We start from the raw sequence: 17,972 nt of genomic DNA, 5'->3' as shown, positions 1-17,972 counted from the left end.
GCCCTTACATCCCGCGTCCGTGACCGCCGGGTGCTCACGCCGCCTGGCGAAGGGCCGCCGGTTCGGCCCCGTGGACGGTGTCCAGAAGTGCCTGGCCCTTCACCAACCGGATCATCTCGTTCAGGTCGGGGGACATCCAGCGGTCGTCCCCGAGGGGAGGGATGTGACGGCGGATCTCCTGGCGGATGACCGACGTGCCGGAACCCAGGGCGAGTCCGTGCATGCGGGCGCGGATCAGGTCGATGCCCTGGGCGGACATCAGCATCTGCACCGCGAGGACGGTGTCCATGCGGTCGAGGTTCTCGTGGAGGTCGCGGGCGGAGGCCATGGCCATGGTGTTGTGGTCCTCCTGTCCTGCCTTCGCCGGCCTCGACAGCACACTCGGCGGGTAGGCCCGCACCTGCATCTCCGGTACGAGGGCGGTGGCGACGGTCTGCACCTGCACCATGCCGGAGTTCAGGCCCACGCGGCCCCCTGCGAGGTTGGCCGGAAGGCCGTAGCTCCACGCCGGCGACATGAGCCGGGCCGACAGTTGCTCGAACAGGACGCCCATGTCGGCGATGTTGCCGTTCAGCCTGTCGATCTCGTGCGCCAGCAGGTCGGCGTCGTAGTTCCCGCCCATGACGAACTCGTCCCCGCCACCGGGCCGCGGGAACACCAGGGGATTGCTCGTGGAGGAGTTCGCCTCGCGTTCGAGGACTCGGCGCTCGTCGTCGAGCGTCTCGCGCAGCGCGCCGAGGATGTGCGGTGCGGCACGCACCGAGACGGCGTCCTGTACGCGGTCGTGGGTCTCCCCGAGCCGGCGGCGCCCCGCGTCGGTCATCCATCCGCTGCCTGCGACCAGCGCACGCAGCCGGGCCGCCACGTCGATCTCACCGGCAATGCGGCGCTCGTCGTGGGTGCGGGCGTCCAGAGCCCCCTTCTCGGCACGGGTGGCGTCCATGAACAGGGCGAGGCCGCCCTCGGAGAGGTCCGCCAGCCGCTCCGTGCGCTCGACCGCGTAGACGAAGGAGGCGGTGACGACCGGGCTTCCGCTGAGCAGCGGAAGGGCCTCTCCCTGCTCCAGCGTGAAGGAGGGCGCCAGACCCGCCCGGAGCAGCAGCCGCGACGCCGGGGCCACCTCGCCCCGGAACCGGGCCGGAGCGGCTTCGCCGAGGGCGACCAGACCGGCTTCCGCCATCGGCTGGAGGTCGCCGATACCCAGTGACCCGATCTGCGGCATCTCGGGAGTGACACCGGCGTTGACCAGGTCGAGCATTCTCTCGGCGAGTTGCGGACGCACCCCCATCCGGGCGCGGGCCATCTGGTTCGCGCGGATGACCAGCGCGAGCCGGGCCACCTCCGGCGGGAAAGTGGGCCCGACCCCCGCCGCGTTGGACAGCAGGATGTTGCGCTGGAACCGGAGTTGCTCGTCCGGGGTGAGCGCACGGTCCTTCAGGGGGCCCAGTGCCTGGTTCCATCCGTAGACGCGCTGACCGGAACGCAGCGCGTCGAGCGCTTCCCGGCGGTTCTGCCGCATCCGCTCCCGGGCCTGTGGCGCCAGGTGCACCGAGACCGAGGAAGCGTCGAGGACGGCGAACATCTGCTGGAGGGTCAGGGAGTTCCCGTCGAGGACCACGCTCACCGTCGCGGGCCCGCCCGCGGCGGCCGTGGTCCATGCGGGCGGCGCGGCCCCGCAGGTGCCGAGGGAGAGAACGAGCGTGGCCACGAGCGGCAGGACCAGCCGGGTACGACGGCGCATCACCGACCGCTGTCCGCGGCGGCGGCGCGGCGGCCGTCCGGCGCGCCGGGCCGCGCCGATCCTCTCCTCGTCTATGTCGGCTTTCTCCATGCCGTCCCTCCACGAGAACTGGGGGTAGGGGGCCGTCGCGTGCCTCGCACACACTCGATCGGGGAGTGGGGCGGAGGAAGCGGGACCGTGCAGCTCCCTGCTTCCTGCGTGCTCCCCGCTGAGCGTCCGGACGCGCCGACGCGCCGACGCACCGACCGTCGGCCGCCGCGGAGGGCGGGGGCGGGCTACGGGCCCGGATCGACGCGTGGTGCCGGCGCCCGCAAGGCTGTTGTCGCCGGGCCGACGGTGTCGCCCCACCCCTACACCGTCGCACTGCGTACAAGGCCCCACAACGCAGCGCAGCCATTCGGGGGACCGCGGCCCCCTGAGCGCCGATGAGACGGCGCCGACTCACCGGCGTCGTCTCATCGATGTCACGTCCACGGGTCCCGGTGCCGTGCGCCCGGGCCGCGGAACTCGTCCGCCGGCCTGAACCTGGCGGCCCGGCTGACCGATACGTCGCCTGGTTCCTGGTCGGCCGCCACGGCGCCGGCGGTGCCCGTGGTGACGACCAAGTCGGCCTGACCTCTTCCTGGTTCACCCCATTTTTCTCAGCAGATCGCTACCGGCCGCTGGACTCCGCCCGAGGACCGTGCAACCTGAGTTCCGCTTCTCATAGCCACGGTCGGCGCTCCGATAAGAGAAGCGCCGACCGTCGCAGTGCTGTGCGCAGCCCGGAATCCTGCCGGCGGGAAAAGCCGTGCGGACGGGCGTGGGGGGGGGCGGGGGGGGGGGTGGGCCCCCCCCCCCCCCCCCCCCCCCCCCCCCCCCGCCCCCCCCCCCCCCCCCCCGGCCCCACCCCCCCCCCCCCCCCCCCCCCCCCCCCCCCCCCCCCCCCCCCCCCCCCCACCGCGCCCCCGGGGGGGGGGGGGGCCCCCCCCCCCGGGGGGGGGGGGGGGGTCGGGGGGGGGGGGGGGGGGGGGGGGGGGGGGGGGGGGGGGCCCCCCCCCCCCCCCCCCCACGCCCCTCCGCCCCGGGCGAACGGCCCCGACGACTGTCCCAGCCACTCGCCCCGCCCGCGGCAGCAGGAGCCTGAACGCACCCCTGTCCGGAGACGTCAGCCGGTCGACCAGCCGATGATCACCTGGCCGGCGTGGCCCTGCGTCCCGGTCGACGAGAGCTCATAGCTCGTATCGGTTCCCGACCGGACGAAGCTGCTGCCCCCGCCGCCTCCAGCCCCACCCGCGAAACCGGCCCTGCCCATCGGGATGCCCGCAGCCCCGCCGCCACCGCCGGCGAAGTCTCCGCCCCCGCCGCCTCCACCAGGTCCCGCACCGTCGGGGCAGTCGCCGGCGGGGCTGCGGACCGAGCCTCCAACGCCGCCCGTGCCGACGTTGACACCCGCGTAGCGTTCCCCTCTTCGGCCGTCGGTGCTGTTACAGCCCGTGCCGGCCTCACCACCGGCACCGACGCGGGACGCGGTGGTCGATCCTCCGCCGCCCCCTTGCCCCGGAGAGCCGTTGCCGGCCGCGCGCCCCGCACCGCCGGCCGTCGCGTTCGGCAGCCCGCCGTTGCCGCCGTTTCCGCCGCGTACCGAGATACTGCCCTGGTGATAGGCGGCGCCGCCACCCCCGCCGCCGCCTGCGACGACCAGGAGCCTTCCGGTCACACCGACACTCGAAGCCCCGCCCCCGCCGGCTCCGGCGTCGATCGTCCCGCCGGCGGGACGCCTGCCGCCGTCACCGCCGCCGTTCCAGCCGCCGTCACCGCCACGGCCGTTGGGCGTCGCGCACCCCGTCCGACCCGCTCCGCCCACCTCGACCCGGTACGTGGTCGGGTTCGTGGTCGGCCGCAACGTGGTGGTCACCCGCGCCCCCACTCCACCCCGAGAAACGTCGCAGGCACCGCCACCGGCCCCGTCCGCGATGACCGTCACGGTCACCCCGGCAGGAATCCTGACGGTCTCCACCCTTCCGGTGTAACCGAAGACGAGGTGCACGTCCCGTTTCTGCCCCGCCGCACCGCCGGCATTCGGCACGGCGGTCGCCGGCAGCAGCAGCATGCCGGACAGCACCGTGCACGCCGCGGCCAGGGTCGTCAGGCGCCGCCGACCGCGTACTCCGGCCGACAGGTGGGGGGACGGACCGGAGCCCTGCCCATGAACATGAGGGATCATCGAGCACACCACTTCCCTACGAAGTCCCGCCGGTCCCCCGACACGGGGACAGCGGGAAAGTCGAAACTGGCCCAAGTCGGGCTAATGCGATTAGAAGCGGGGAAAGGTGTTCGAGGCCACTTCGGAACCGCCCACGTGCCGCCAGATGGATGAGCGCGGCCCGTGGTGAGGGCGTGGCGGCGCGGAAGGCCCGTGTCCTCCTGCTAACGGTCTCGGGGGGATTTGAGTTTCAGTCGTGCTGACCTGCCGGCTCGGCTGGTGGGGGATTGGCGAGCGGTGCCGCGGATGAGGACGAGTTCGGGCACGGCATTCGTGCGGCCCTGCTCACGTCACGGACCGACCGGGTGATCATTACGTCCGCCGAGGCCGTAAAGCGATGGACAGCCCTGCGGTGCTGGGGCGAACATCTCCGCGATGAATCACGAACCTCTCTCCATCTCCAAACGCGTCCGTTTCGTCGAGCTCAGCGCGAAGGCTCTGCGGGCGCTTGCCGACGGTGACCTCGTCGGCGGCAGTGCCGAGGCCGGGGTCGCCCTTGACGAATACTTCGTCTGCGACCGGGCCCGCTGGACCTTCGGCTATCGCGCTGACCAGCTCGCCAAGGATCCGTCTGCCGCGCCCTGGATCACGCGGGCCGCGGTGTCCGAGCCGGACGGGGCCGTTGTCGGCGACGCCGGGTTCCACGGGCCACCGGACGAGGCCGGCATGGTCGAGGTCGGCTACACCGTCGTGCCCGGATATCGCCGCCAGGGCTATGCCCGCGCCATGCTGAGGGCGCTGCTCGTCAGGGCCGCCGCCGAACCCGGTGTCAGGACCGTGCGGGCCAGGATCGGCTCCGACAACACCGCCTCCCTGGCCACCATCGCGGGCTTCGGTTTCACGCGCGTCGGCGAGCAGGGGAACGAGCGCGACGGGCTCGCGATCGTCTTCGAGGTCCCGGCAGACGCGATCCAGGCCAAGCGGCGTACGGCCTCGGCGGACATGGCGGGTGACCCGGTCGGCCCGTGACATGAAAGGGGCAGGGGCCCCACGGGTTGGTGATTGTGAAGCTGACCTGGGCCCGTGCGGCCTGTTCCCATCCTGCCCTGTCCGGTGTCTCACGCGCGCATTTCGGCGAGTTGTTGGCCGAGCTCGCCAGTGCGTGGGAGGCCGCACGGCAGTCCGCGCTCCGCGAGGCCCGGGGCGGGGAGCGTCGGCGGGAGGAGGGTGCCGGCCGAAAGCCCAAGCTGGTCTTCCTCGATCGGCTGCTGGTCACCCTGGTCCATCTGCGCCATCAGTTGCCGCACGTGGTGCTCGCCGAGCTCTTCGAGGTGGATCGCTCCACCGTCTCCGCGGCCATCCGTCACGGCGCCAGTCCTCGGCGCGGATCTGTGTCGAGCACACCAACGCCGAACTCCGCCAGTGGGCACCTCTGCGGCGATTTACCGGACGCCGCGAGACCTACGCCGAAAACCCATCTCGCGATCGCCTCACTCGTCTCCGACCGATCCGCGCATCGGGCCACCCACCGCCGGACGAGCACCGACCTCGTCCTCGTCCGCGACACCGCCTGCTGATCCCCCACCAGCCGAGCCGGCAGGTCAGCACGACCTAAAACTCAATTTCCCCCGAGACCGTAAGGCCCCTTCGGCCGATCATGCCGCGGGCGTACGGGCTGGCACGTACACCCGCAAGCTGCTTCGAGCAGGGGGTACCCCCAAGCGGCCCAGCCGCGTTGTGGTCACCCGCTCGAAGGGCTCCGCGCAGCCGGCGTTCCGCACAGCGGGGCGGCTCTGCCGCCGCGAGGCTCTGCACGAGGGCGTCGTGCAGCCTCCGGAACCGGTCGCCGCGTTGACGGGGGATGGGTTCCGGAGGCTGCTGTGGGCGGCGTCCCGGTGTCCTGGCGAGCGGTTCGACGCCGGCCGGTCCGGCACAGCCGACGTCATGCCGCCGGCCGACGACACGGCCCGTCCGGCCGGCCCTTTACACCGAGCGCGCGGGGAGCCGGCCGGCTCGGACCGCCGACGGCACCGGGGACGACGTCGTCACGGATACGACACCACCGTCGACGGCACGGTCGAACTCCCCGAAGTAGCCGCCCCCGTCTCGTTGATGACGTGCTCGTACTGTCCCTGGCCGCCGAGGGAGATCACCAGCAGGTCGTGGAAGCGCACGCCGGGACGGTCCGGGGCCGAGAAGCCGTTGTGCTGCACGATGGTGGGGTCGACGTTGTAGTAGCAGTAGCTGCCCAGGCCCCAGGCCTCGTGGGTGGTGACGTCGTCGCCGACCTTGTAGGCCGCGTAGCCCTTCACCGGCCCGTTCTGGATCGCCGCCTGGTTCGGGGCGTCGTACGCCTTCTCGTTCTGGAAGAAGAGGGTGCGGCCGCGCTGGCCGTACCACTGGACGTCGTACTTGTTGAAGTGCTCGACGAACAGGCCCGTGGCCAGGACGTCGTCGCCGTTGACGACCAGGCCGTAGTCGGCCCGGTTGGTCTCCCAGCCGACGCCGGTCCCGTGGTCGGCGCGCCAGATCCAGGTGTGGTCGACGATCGTGTGGCGGCTGTTGATCACCATGCTGGTGGTGGCCAGGCCGGCGCCCGCCCCGCCGATCCGCACGAACACGTCCTGCACCGTCGTCGGGTTGGCCGAGTGGTCCTTCGACGCGCCCCGCGGGCCGACCTCCAGCAGGGTGGGTGAGTTCACGGGCCCCGCGTCGATCAGGAAACCGGCGAGCCGTACGCCGTCCACGTCGGCGACCTTCATCGCCGTGACGCCGTTGTCCGGGACGAGGGTCGCGTAACCCAGGCCGAGGACGACGGTGTTGGGCCGGTTCACCTCGATCGGCCGGTCCAGGTGGTAGATGCCCGGGGTCAGCAGCAGGTGGAGTCCCTGCTCCAGGGCCTGGTTGAGGGTCGTGGCGCTCACGCCCGGCCTGGCGACGTAGAACCGCGTGAGCGGCAGCGAGGTGCCCCGCGGTGTGCCGTTGCCCCAGGTGACGCCGCGGGCGTTCGTCCGCTTCGCCGGGAGGAAGACCCGGAAGCGGTCGCCGTCGAGGTGGAGGAAGGGCTTCTCGCGGGAGACGGGGGTCGTGTCGAGGGTGGTGTACGGCGGGCTGGGGAAGCTCTGCACCGGGGCGCCCACGACGCCGGAGAACACCATGTTCCACACGCCGTTGAGCCAGCTGCCGATCACGCTGTCGCGGGTGTACCACTGCTGCTGGGAGTACGGGCCGACCTGGCCGTCGATCCGGCTGTCGGCGATGTAGCCGCCGCTGGCCCAACCGTAGCCGGACGGGGCGAGGTTGAGGCCGCCGCGCACGTGCATACGGCGGAAGGGGGCCGCCTGCGCGACCGCCCAGCGATTGGTGCCGTTCGCGGGGACGAGGGCGAGGTTCTCCGCCGAACGCCAGAAGTTCTGCGTCGCGTTGCCGTTGAACCAGCCCGCGTCGACCGTCACGTCCCCGTTGATGGTCGTGTCGTCGGGGGACAGGCCCAGGCCGGCGATGGAGGTGTAGAAGCCGAGCTGCGCGTTGAGGCCGTGATAGGTGCCGGGCTTGAACAGCAGCGCGTAGCGGCCGGTGCCGAACTGGGCCGACTCCTGCTGCCGGAAGACCTCGTCCAGCTTCGCCTGGATGTCCGGCGTGGACGGGTCGAAGACCAGGACGTTGGGTCCGAGGTCGCCGCCGCCGGGCAGGGCGCACCGCTTCCGGCGCGAGGCGGGCGGCCGCCCGGCCGCCCCGTCGGGGGTCGAGGCCGCGGCGGGCGCCGCGGCCAATCCGGCCAGGACGGGAGCGGACGCCGCGGCGGCGCCGAGGACGGTTCTGCGGCCGACGGAGCGCGGCTGCCGGTCGGGGGTGTCCGGGGAGACAGGGGGCATGGGGCGGCTCTCCTGGTTCAGGAAGTGAACGAAGTGGGGTGTGAGAGCGCTCTCTCGGTGCTGAATGCTTCATCCGTGTGAACGAAGCGTCAAGGGGGGCGACCGCAATTTCGTTCAACTCGCGATGACAGGCCGTCAACTGGCTGCCAGTGATGCACAGGTGGGTCCGCCGGGTGGGGGCAGGCCCTTCGCGGGTGTCGAGACCCAACCGTTGCCGAGGGGTGTGCGTCCGCGCGACGGCGTCCCGTCGCAGGTCACCCGGGCACCCGCGGCGGTGCGGCGGCGACCGTGTCGCCGCGGCCCGCGCCACTTCCCGAACCGTCCTTGCCGCATCCCTTGACGAGTCCCCTCCGCGCGGTTTAACTCACGTCCTAAATTAAGTCATGAGGACTTCGGGGACCCGAACGAGGCAGTGCCCACTTCGGGGACCCGAACGAGGCGATGTCCGGGATCCCTCGAAGCGTTCCCGACTCGTTCTCGACTCCCGGAAGGGGACACCAGGAGCCATGCGCAGCATCCGAGCCGCGGCCGTAGGCGCCGTCACCCTGTCTCTCGCCCTCGCCGCCTCGGCCTGCGGAGGCGGTTCTCCCACGGGCGGCGGCTCCGGCGACTCGCCGAAGGCCCTCACCTACTGGGCGTCCAACCAGGGCGCGAGCATCGAGATCGACAAGAAGGTCCTGCGGCCGGAGCTCGACAAGTTCGAGAAGCAGACGGGCATCAAGGTGAAGCTGGAGGTCGTCCCCTGGTCGGACCTGCTGAACCGGATCCTCACCGCGACCACCTCCGGCCAGGGCCCCGACGTCCTCAACATCGGCAACACCTGGAGCGCCTCCCTGCAGTCCACGGGCGCGCTGCTGCCGTGGGACGCGAAGAACTTCGACCGGATCGGCGGGAAGGACCGCTTCGTCGACTCCGCGCTCGGCTCGACCGGCGCCCAGGGCAAGGACCCGGCCGCGGTGCCGCTGTACTCGATGGCGTACGCGCTCTACTACAACAAGCGGATCCTCGCCGACGCGGGCATAGCCAAGCCCCCGGCCACCTGGGACGAACTGGTCGCCGACGGCAGGAAGATCCGTGCCAAGGGCAAGCAGGTCCTCGGCGCGGAGGGCTCGAACGTCTCGGAGAACATCCACCACGTCTTCGTCTTCGCCAAGCAGCACGGCGCCGGCTTCTTCACCCCCGACGGCAGACCGGACTTCACCAGTCCGGACGCCGTCGCCGCGGTCAAGGGTTACGTCGACCTGATGGCCAAGGACAAGGTCGTCCCGCAGGGCAACGCCGAGTACGCGCAGAACCAGTCGGTGAGCGACTTCGCCAAGGGCAGGACGGCGATGCTGCTGTGGCAGTCGGCCTCCGCCAACCTGAAGTCGCAGGGCATGAGCGAGGACGCCTACGGCATCGCCCCGGTGCCCGTCCGCTCCGGCACTCCCGGCACCGGCACCCAGGTCAACTCCATGGTCGCCGGCATCAACATGGCCGTCTTCAAGAACACCCACAACCTCGACGGCGCCACACAGTTCGTGAAGTTCATGACCAGCGACGCCGAGCAGAAGATCCTCAACAAGGCCTACAGCTCCATCCCGCCGGTCAGGAACGCCCAGTCGGACCCCGCGTTCACCACCCCGGCCAACGCCGTCCTGAAGAACACCCTGGCCACCAGCGCCGCCGCGCTGCCGCAGGTCGCCGACGAGTCCCAGTTCGAGACGACGGTCGGCACGGCCGTCAAGGAGCTGTTCGCCGACGCCGCCGCCGGGCGCCCGGTGACCACCCAATCGGTGAAGGCCAAGCTCGAGAAGGCCCAGCAGCAGATGCCGGCGCAGTGAGCACGGACACCGTCATGACGACCACCGCCCCCACCGAGGCGGGCGCGGCGGCCGTGCGCGAGAGTTCCCCCGGTGCGGCGCGCGGCCCACGCCGCACCGGGCGGATCCACCGCGCAGCGCTGCCGTACCTGCTGCTCCTGCCCGCCCTGCTCCTCGAACTCCTGGTCCATCTGCTGCCGATGGTGATCGGCATCGTGATGAGCTTCAAGGAACTCACCCAGTTCTACATCCGCGACTGGGCCTCCGCCCCCTGGTCCGGCCTCGGCAACTACCGCGTCTCGGTGGACTTCGACGCCCCCGTCGGCCAGGCGCTGCTGCACTCCTTCCTCGTCACCGTCGGCTTCACCCTGCTCTCGGTCGGCCTGTGCTGGCTGATCGGCACCGCTGCCGCGCTCTGCACGCAGGACACCTTCCGCGGCCGGGGCCTGCTGCGCGCGCTGTTCCTGGTGCCGTACGCGCTGCCCGTCTACGCGGCCGTGATCACCTGGGTGTTCATGTTCCAGCACGACAACGGACTGGTGAACCACGTCCTGCACGACCAGCTGCACCTCACCGGCGAGCCGTCCTTCTGGCTCATCGGCGACAACAGCTTCGTCGCCCTGCTGACCGTGTCGGTGTGGAAGGGCTGGCCGTTCGCCTTCCTCATCGTCATGGCCGGCCTGCAGAACATCCCCACGGAGCTCTACGAGGCCGCCGCCCTCGACGGCGCCGGAATGTGGCGGCAGATCCGCCACATCACCCTGCCCTCGCTGCGGCCCGTCAACCAGGTGCTGGTCCTGGTGCTGTTCCTGTGGACGTTCAACGACTTCAACACGCCGTACGTCCTGTTCGGCAGGGCCGCCCCGCAGGCCGCGGAGCTCATCTCGGTCCACATCTACCAGGCGTCCTTCGTCACCTGGAACTTCGGCACCGGCTCCGCCATGTCCGTCCTGCTGCTGCTCTTCCTGCTCGTCGTGACGGGCGGCTACCTGCTGCTGACCTCCCGGGGAAGGAGGACGGCCGATGTCTAGCACGTCGCGCGCACCCCGCCTGCCGGGCACCGCGCGGGCGGCCTCGCGCTCGCGCACGGCCCCGCCCCGCTCGCCGATGGCGCCCCCGCCCTCCTTCCTCTGGACCCGGCGCGTCCTCCTCACCCTGCTCGCCGGTTTCGTGCTGGTTCCGGTGTACGTGATGGTCTCCAGCTCGCTGAAGCCGCTGCCGGACGTCACGGGCAAGTTCCGCTGGCTGCCGAGCGGGTTGACGATCCGTCCGTACATCGACATCTGGTCCACGGTCCCGCTGGCCCGGTACTTCGCCAACTCGCTGATCGTCGCGGGCGCGGCGACCGTCTGCTCGGTGGTCGTCGCGGTCTTCTCCGCGTACGCCGTCAGCCGCTACGCCTTCCACGGCAAACGCGTGTTCACGGTCACCGTCCTGTCCACGCAGATGTTCCCCGGCATCCTCTTCCTGCTGCCGCTGTTCCTGCTCTACGTCAACATCGGCAACGCCACCGGGATCGCGCTGTTCGGCTCGCGCGGCGGGCTCATCCTGACGTACCTCACCTTCTCGCTGCCGTTCTCGATCTGGATGCTGATCGGGTACTTCGACTCGGTGCCGCGCGACCTGGACGAGGCGGCGCTGGTGGACGGCTGCGGCCCGCTGGGCGCCCTGTTCCGGGTGGTGGTGCCGGCCGCGATCCCCGGCATCGTGGCCGTCGCCGTCTACGCCTTCATGACCGCCTGGGGCGAGGTGCTCTTCGCCTCCGTCATGACCAACGACACCACCCGCACTCTCGCCGTCGGCCTGCAGGGCTACTCCACGCAGAACGACGTGTACTGGAACCAGATCATGGCCGCCTCGCTCGTCGTCAGCGTTCCCGTGGTCGCCGGCTTCCTGCTGCTGCAGCGCTATCTCGTCGCCGGGCTCACCGCCGGAGCGGTGAAGTGAACAACACCCGCCCTTCTGAGAGGACTTCCGTGTCCGACGCCATCGACCTCGCCGCGCTCCCGCACGACTTCCTCTGGGGCACGGCCACATCGGCGTACCAGATCGAGGGCGCCGTCGCCGAGGACGGCCGCGCACCCTCGATCTGGGACACGTTCTCCCACACCCCCGGAAAGATCGACAACGACGACCACGGCGACATCGCCTGCGACCACTACCACCGCTGGCGTGAGGACATCGACCTGATGCGGCAACTGGGCACGAACGCCTACCGGTTGTCGATCGCCTGGCCTCGCGTCATGCCGCGAGGCGACGGCCCGGTCAACCCCAAGGGCCTCGCCTTCTACGACGCGCTGGTCGACGGGCTGCTGGAGGCGGGCATCACCCCGTCCGTCACCCTCTACCACTGGGACCTCCCGCAGGGGCTCCAGGACCGGGGCGGCTGGCCGGAGCGGGCGACCGCCGAGCACTTCGCCGCGTACGCCTCAGCCGTCGCCGAACGCCTCGGCGACCGCGTCTCCCACTGGGCCACCCTCAACGAACCCTCCTGCTCGGCCTGGATCGGCCACCTGGAGGGCAAGATGGCCCCGGGCCTCACCGACCTGACCGCCGCCGTCCGCGCCTCCTACCACCTGCTCCTCGGCCACGGCCTCGCCACCCAGGCCATCCGCGCCGCCGCGCCCGGCGCCGAGATCGGCATCGTCAACAATCTCTCCACCGTCTTCGCCGCCACAGACCGCCCCGAGGACGTGGCGGCCGCCCGCCGCCACGACGGCCACATCAACCGCTGGTGGCTGGACCCGGTGCACGGCCGCGGCTTCCCCGCCGACATGCGGGAGGTGTACGGCGTCGAACTACCCGAGCGATCAAGAGACTTGGAGACGATCGCGGCCCCCTTGGACTGGCTGGGCCTGAACTACTACTTCCCGGCCACCGTCGCCGACGACCCCTCCGGACCCGCCCCCCGGGTCCGCGGTGTGCGCCGCCTCGGCGTGCCGCGCACCGGCATGGACTGGGAGATCGACGCGAGCGGCATCGAGACCCTGCTGCTGCGCCTGACCCACGAGTACGGCGCCCGCAGGATCCACGTCACCGAGAACGGCTCCGCCTTCCCGGACGTCGTACGCCCCGACGGCACGATCGACGACGTAGAGCGCCAGGAGTACCTGGTGCGGCACCTGGCCGCCTGCGCCTCCGCGGCGCGCAAGGGCGCACCTCTGGCCGGGTACTTCGCCTGGTCGCTGCTGGACAACTTCGAGTGGGCGTACGGCTACGACAAGCGGTTCGGGCTCGTCCACGTCGACTACCGCACCCAGGCCCGCACCATCAAGGGCAGCGGCCACCGGTACGCGGCGATCGTGCGGACGCACCGGGAAAGGGGCCGCGAGGCGGCTTGAAAGGCCTACCCCGCGTCGTCCGGCGTGCGGTCGCTCATCACCGACCGCGCGCCGGACAGGGATCGAATCCGCGGACGAGTATCCGCAAGCGCTACCGCTGTGGGCGTGCCCGGCCGTTCGCAGGCGCTGTGCGACGGGTCGCATGGGTGGCGTGCGTGGCCGCCAGGATGAGGAACAACCCCAGGGCTGCGGTCGGAGCGATGGACGCCACCCAGCCCACGCCCTGGATCGGGCCCGCCACCGCGCGCATCCCCGCGACGGCCGCGGCGGCGGCGACGCCGCAGCCCAGGACGGCGGCGACGACGTACCGGGAACGGCCCGGTCCGGCGGGGCCGGGCACGTGCCCCAGCCCCGCCCACTGGTGGGCGGTCTCCCGCGCCTCCCGCCTGCGCTGGACGGCGGCCCGCAGGCGGAGGGCGGTGCTGGTGACGGCCCCGAGGAGGGCGGCGACGCCCGGCACCCACCACCCCTCGGCGACGAGCAGCAGCACGGCGAGGGCGGCGACGCCGGCCCAGCCCGTCACACAGGCCGCCGCGGCGCTGCGCCGGGAGTCGGGACGGTCGGCGCCGGCCCGCAGGTCGGCGAGGGCGGGCAGGTACCAGACGCATCCGGCGGCGGTCAGTGCCGCGGCTCCGAGCGCGGCGACGGCGTGCGACACGGCCTACCTCGCCGCCGCTTCCAGGCCGGGGCCCTGCGTGATCCCGGCTGCTCCGGCGATCTCCGGGTGATGCAGGTCGAAGGCCGGGGACTCGCTGCGGATCCGGGGCAGGGAGACGAAGTTGTGCCGGGGCGGCGGGCAGGAGGTGGCCCACTCCAGCGAACGGCCGTATCCCCAGGGGTCGTCGACCTCGATCTTCTTGCCGTACTTGGCCGTCTTCCAGACGTTGTAGAAGAACGGCAGGATCGACAGGCCCAGCAGGAACGCGCCGATCGTGGAAAGGGTGTTGAGGGCGGTGAAGCCGTCGGCGGCGAGGTAGTCGGCATACCGGCGCGGCATGCCCTCGGCGCCCAGCCAGTGCTGCACGAGGAAGGTCAGGTGGAAGCCGACGGTGAGCGTCCAGAAGGTGATCTTGCCGAGCCGCTCGTCGAGCATCTTGCCGGTCATCTTCGGCCACCAGAAGTGGAACCCGGCGAACATCGCGTACACGACCGTGCCGAACACCGTGTAGTGGAAGTGCGCCACCACGAAGTAGGAGTCGGAGAGGTGGAAGTCCATCGGCGGGGACGCGAGGATCACACCGGTCAGGCCGCCGAAGAGGAAGGTGATGAGGAAGCCCGTCGTCCACAGCATCGGGGTCTCGAAGGACAGGCTGCCCTTCCACATGGTGCCGATCCAGTTGAAGAACTTCACCCCGGTCGGCACCGCGATGAGGAACGTCATGAAGGAGAAGAAGGGCAGCAGAACGCCACCCGTGACGTACATGTGGTGCGCCCACACCGTCACCGACAGACCCGCGATGGCGATCGTCGCGCCGATCAGTCCCATGTAGCCGAACATCGGCTTGCGGGAGAAGACGGGGATGACCTCCGAGACGATCCCGAAGAACGGCAGGGCCAGGATGTACACCTCGGGATGGCCGAAGAACCAGAACAGGTGCTGCCACAGCAGCGCCCCGCCGTTGGCCGCGTCGAAGACGTGGGCGCCGAACTTGCGGTCGCACTCCAGGGCGAACAGCGCCGCCGCCAGCACGGGGAACACGATCAGGACGAGGACCGCGGTCAGCAGCACGTTCCAGGTGAAGATCGGCATGCGGAACATGGTCATGCCGGGCGCGCGCATACAGACGATCGTGGTGATGAAGTTGACCGCGCCGAGGATGCTGCCGAAGCCGGAGAGGGCCACTCCCATGATCCACAGGTCGGCGCCGAGCCCCGGCGAGTGGACCGCGTCCGACAGCGGCGCGTACAGGAACCAGCCGAAGTCGGCGGCCCCGCCCGGGGTGAGGAAACCGAACGCGGCGATCGAGGAGCCGAACAGGAACAGCCAGTACGCCAGCATGTTCAGCCGCGGGAAGGCGACGTCGGGGGCGCCGATCTGCAACGGCATGATCCAGTTCGCGAAGCCGGTGAACAGCGGCATCGCGAACATCAGCAGCATGATCGAGCCGTGCATCGTGAACGCCTGGTTGAACTGCTCGTTCGACATGATCTGCAGCCCGGGCCGGGCGAGCTCGGCCCGCATCAGCAGCGCCATCACACCGCCGACGATGAAGAACACGAAGGCCGAGACGAGATAGAGCGTCCCGATCCTCTTGTGATCGGTGGTGGTGAGCCACTCCACCCAGGTGGGCCGCACGGCCCTGCGCTCCACCTGGCCGCGCGCCTCGCCGGCGGCGGCCTCGACCTCGACTTCGGCCTTGTCCTCGACCTTGTCCTCCGGGTCTTCCGGCCGCCCCGCCGGACCCTGCTGTATCCGCACCTCGTCCACCGGACGGTGCCCTCCCCATCTGCTCGTTTCATCGATTTGTCGATGCGTCGACGAGCCTGGAAGCGCACAGGTTGAGAATACGGACCCGGCCCCTTCCGGCCGCCGCCCCATGATCGCCGGGGTGGTACGGGGTGCCGATAGGGTCGAACGGTCCCCGAGCGGGACCGCCGGTAGGGCCCAGCGGCCGGGACCTCTGTCCCGGGGGTCGGGTGACGGGCGTGCCTGACGGCCGGCATGTGAGCAGGCGGACGCGCGGTCCGGCCGGAATGTGTGCCTGTGCCGGGGCACCGCAGCCCCTGGGGTCCTTGTCGGTTCCGCCAGGTAGTCTCTGACCCGTCGTCACTGCGGCCCGACGGGCTTCCGCTCCACCTCGGTGGAGTCTCGAAGGACATGCCCCCACCCGCACGAGTCACTTCGTGCTGCCTGGGGGAGTCCTTGCTGTTCCGCGAATCCGCGAAAACGATCGCCGCGAGGGCACTCGACACGTCGCTCTACCTCCACCTCACCGAGCAGTTCGTCCATATGCACGGCCACAGGCCCAATGCCGCCGAAGCCCGCTCATGGCAGCGGAGCATCCCCGCACTGGCCGCAGCGCTCAACGACGCGGGCCTCGGCGAGGTCGAGGTCATGCTGGAGTACGCGCTCCCGCTGAACAGCAAGCGCGCCGACGCCGTCCTCGCCGGAGTGCATCCCGCTACGGGCGAGCCTTCGTACGTCGTCGTGGAGCTGAAGCAGTGGAGTCAGGCCGAGCCGGACGAGGACGACCCGGCGCTGTGCCGGATCGACGCCTACGCGCACCCGGTCCTCAATCCCATCGAACAGGTGCGCCGCTACTGCGAGTACCTCGTCAACTTCAACGGCGCGGTGGCCGAGCACCCGGACCGGGTCAGCGGTGTGGCGTACCTGCACAACGCCACGGAGTTCGGCGTGGGCGGTCTACGAGCGATCGAACTGGACAACCGCGGGCAGATGTTCACGGGCGAGCGGCGCGGCGAGTTCATCGACCACCTCCGGGCCAGGCTCAGCGACAAGGTGCCCGGCGCCCGTGCCGCCGACGAACTGCAGGCGGGCCGGACGGTCCCGTCGAAGCAGTTGATGTCCGTCGCGGCCCAGGAGGTGCGCGAGCGGGAGCAGTTCGTGCTCCTGGACGAGCAGCAGGTCGCGTACCGCATGGTTCTCAACGCGGTGCGCAAGGCCAAGCGGTCCAACCACAAGGAGGTCGTCGTCGTCACCGGCGGCCCCGGCACCGGCAAGAGCGTCATCGCGCTCTCCCTGCTCGGGGAGCTGTACCGGCAGGGGATACCGGCGCTGCACGCCACCGGCTCCCAGTCGTTCACCAAGACGATGCGGAAGGTCGCCGGCACCCGCAAGCGCGAGGTGCAGGACCTCTTCAAGTACTTCAACAGCTTCATGACCGCCGAGCAGAACTCCCTCGACGTCCTGATCTGCGACGAGGCCCACCGCATCCGCGAGACCTCCGCCAACCGCTATACCCCGGCGGCCCAGCGCACGGGCAAGCGGCAGATCGACGAACTCATCGACGTCGCCCGCGTGCCCGTCTTCCTCCTCGACGAGCACCAGGTGGTGCGCCCCGGCGAGATGGGCACGGTGGAGGACATCAAGGCGGCTGCGGCGGCTCAGGGCCTCGACTGTCACGTGGTGGCGCTGGAGAGCCAGTTCCGCTGCGGCGGCAGCGACGCGTACCTGCGCTGGGTCGTGCGCCTGCTCGGCCTGCAGCCCGGGGGGCCGGTGGTCTGGGAGCCCGACGACCGTATGCAGCTTCTGGTCGCCGACAGCCCGGAGGAGATGGAGGCGTTTCTTGAGGCCCGCAGGGCCCATGGCTACGGCGCCCGTATGTCCGCCGGCTACTGCTGGCTTTGGTCCCCGGAGCCCAAGCCCGGTGATCCGCTTCCGGCCGACGTGGTCATAGGCGACTGGGCCCGCCCCTGGAACCTCCGCGGCGAACGCTCCGTCTCCGGCGCCCCGCCGTCCGCCCTGTGGGCCACGGACCCGGCAGGCTTCGGCCAGGTCGGCTGCGTCTACACCGCCCAGGGCTTCGAGTACGACTGGTCCGGCGTGATCATCGGCCCCGACCTGGTCTGGCGCGGCGACCGCTGGATCACGGACCGCACGCAGTCCAAGGACCCGGTCTTCAGGAAGTCGACCTCCGACGACGACGTCGACCGCCTCATCCGGAACACCTACAAGGTGCTGCTGACTCGGGGCATGGTCGGCACGATCGTGTACTCGACGGACCGGGAGACGCGGGAGAAGCTGCGGAAGCTGGTGGGCGGCGTGGCGAGGGAATCGGTGGTCGCATGACGGCCGGCCGGTTCTGAACCGGTCCGCGGCTGATGACGGCTGAGCTGTGAGTGTCGGTCACTGTGGTCTGCGGCGCTTCGTGCTCCGAGGAGCGGGTTGGCGTGAGCACGAGGCGATCAGTGGCCGCGCTAGGTTTAGACACCACCCAAGCGTTGTATCGCTGCCTTAATCGCACCGAGTTCGTTCATCAGCCGGTCGATGGCGCTGTCCAGGACGAGCACCGGGTCGTGGGCGTACCAGAAGCCTGCGAACTCCCAGCTTCGGAACGGCCTCGGGGG

The 17,972-nt window shown here is 70.8% G+C and carries 12 protein-coding genes; 7 read left to right on the top strand and 5 right to left on the bottom strand.

All coding sequences use genetic code 11. The features are described 5' to 3' along the window. Positions 1–34: 34 nt before the first annotated feature. Both hutH and ACIPM1_RS19715 read right to left on the bottom strand, forming a co-directional pair. Complete coding sequence (gene hutH / locus ACIPM1_RS19720) at positions 35–1,831, bottom strand: histidine ammonia-lyase (RefSeq protein ID WP_402436275.1); 1,797 nt, start codon at positions 1,829–1,831, stop codon at positions 35–37. Positions 1,832–2,888: 1,057 nt separating this feature from the next. Next, positions 2,889–3,833 carry a hypothetical protein gene (locus tag ACIPM1_RS19715; RefSeq protein WP_402436272.1) on the bottom strand — a complete coding sequence of 315 codons (945 nt, stop codon included), beginning with the start codon at positions 3,831–3,833 and terminating at the stop codon, positions 2,889–2,891. Between the two features lie 528 nt (positions 3,834–4,361). On the opposite strand from ACIPM1_RS19715, the gene ACIPM1_RS19710 reads away from it, so the two are divergent. Together ACIPM1_RS19710 and ACIPM1_RS19705 are read left to right on the top strand one after the other, a co-directional pair. Continuing rightward, on the top strand, positions 4,362–4,955 hold the full coding sequence (locus ACIPM1_RS19710) for a GNAT family N-acetyltransferase (RefSeq protein WP_402436269.1): 594 nt from the start codon (positions 4,362–4,364) through the stop codon (positions 4,953–4,955). A gap of 35 nt (positions 4,956–4,990) precedes the next feature. After that, positions 4,991–5,503, top strand: a complete 513-nt coding sequence (locus tag ACIPM1_RS19705) for a transposase family protein (RefSeq protein ID WP_402436266.1) — start codon at positions 4,991–4,993, stop codon at positions 5,501–5,503. 468 nt (positions 5,504–5,971) lie between these two features. Here ACIPM1_RS19705 and ACIPM1_RS19700 read toward each other — a convergent pair whose 3' ends face one another. Continuing rightward, positions 5,972–7,801 (bottom strand): coagulation factor 5/8 type domain-containing protein, encoded by a 1,830-nt coding sequence (locus ACIPM1_RS19700; protein ID WP_402436263.1) that lies wholly within the window; start codon positions 7,799–7,801, stop codon positions 5,972–5,974. A gap of 506 nt (positions 7,802–8,307) precedes the next feature. On the opposite strand from ACIPM1_RS19700, the gene ACIPM1_RS19695 reads away from it, so the two are divergent. The 4 genes from ACIPM1_RS19695 (at position 8,308) to ACIPM1_RS19680 (ending at position 12,944) form a co-directional block, all read left to right on the top strand. Further along, positions 8,308–9,624 (top strand): ABC transporter substrate-binding protein, encoded by a 1,317-nt coding sequence (locus tag ACIPM1_RS19695; protein WP_402436260.1) that lies wholly within the window; start codon positions 8,308–8,310, stop codon positions 9,622–9,624. A 14-nt stretch (positions 9,625–9,638) separates the two neighbouring features. Next, complete coding sequence (locus tag ACIPM1_RS19690; protein ID WP_402436257.1) at positions 9,639–10,634, top strand: carbohydrate ABC transporter permease; 996 nt, start codon at positions 9,639–9,641, stop codon at positions 10,632–10,634. 76 nt (positions 10,635–10,710) lie between these two features. After that, positions 10,711–11,550: a carbohydrate ABC transporter permease gene (locus ACIPM1_RS19685; protein ID WP_402436666.1), complete on the top strand. Its 840-nt coding sequence runs from the start codon at positions 10,711–10,713 to the stop codon at positions 11,548–11,550. Positions 11,551–11,579: 29 nt separating this feature from the next. Continuing rightward, entirely contained in the window at positions 11,580–12,944 is a 1,365-nt protein-coding gene (locus ACIPM1_RS19680) for a GH1 family beta-glucosidase (RefSeq protein WP_402436254.1), read from the top strand. 91 nt (positions 12,945–13,035) lie between these two features. Here ACIPM1_RS19680 and ACIPM1_RS19675 read toward each other — a convergent pair whose 3' ends face one another. After that, positions 13,036–13,602, bottom strand: coding sequence for a hypothetical protein (locus ACIPM1_RS19675; RefSeq protein WP_402436250.1), 567 nt, complete (start codon positions 13,600–13,602; stop codon positions 13,036–13,038). Between the two features lie 3 nt (positions 13,603–13,605). Beyond that, positions 13,606–15,225 carry a cytochrome c oxidase subunit I gene (ctaD, locus tag ACIPM1_RS19670; RefSeq protein WP_402436663.1) on the bottom strand — a complete coding sequence of 540 codons (1,620 nt, stop codon included), beginning with the start codon at positions 15,223–15,225 and terminating at the stop codon, positions 13,606–13,608. A 582-nt stretch (positions 15,226–15,807) separates the two neighbouring features. Between ctaD and ACIPM1_RS19665 the strand changes: the two genes are divergently transcribed. Then, complete coding sequence (locus ACIPM1_RS19665; protein ID WP_402436247.1) at positions 15,808–17,694, top strand: DNA/RNA helicase domain-containing protein; 1,887 nt, start codon at positions 15,808–15,810, stop codon at positions 17,692–17,694. The last annotated feature ends 278 nt before the right edge of the window (positions 17,695–17,972 follow it).

It is taken from the genome of Streptomyces sp. NPDC086766, from assembly GCF_044746005.1.
In the GTDB taxonomy this organism is placed as follows: domain Bacteria; phylum Actinomycetota; class Actinomycetes; order Streptomycetales; family Streptomycetaceae; genus Streptomyces.
The sequence above is the reverse complement of the archived record's forward strand: the minus strand, read 5'-3'. Positions and strand labels throughout refer to the sequence as shown.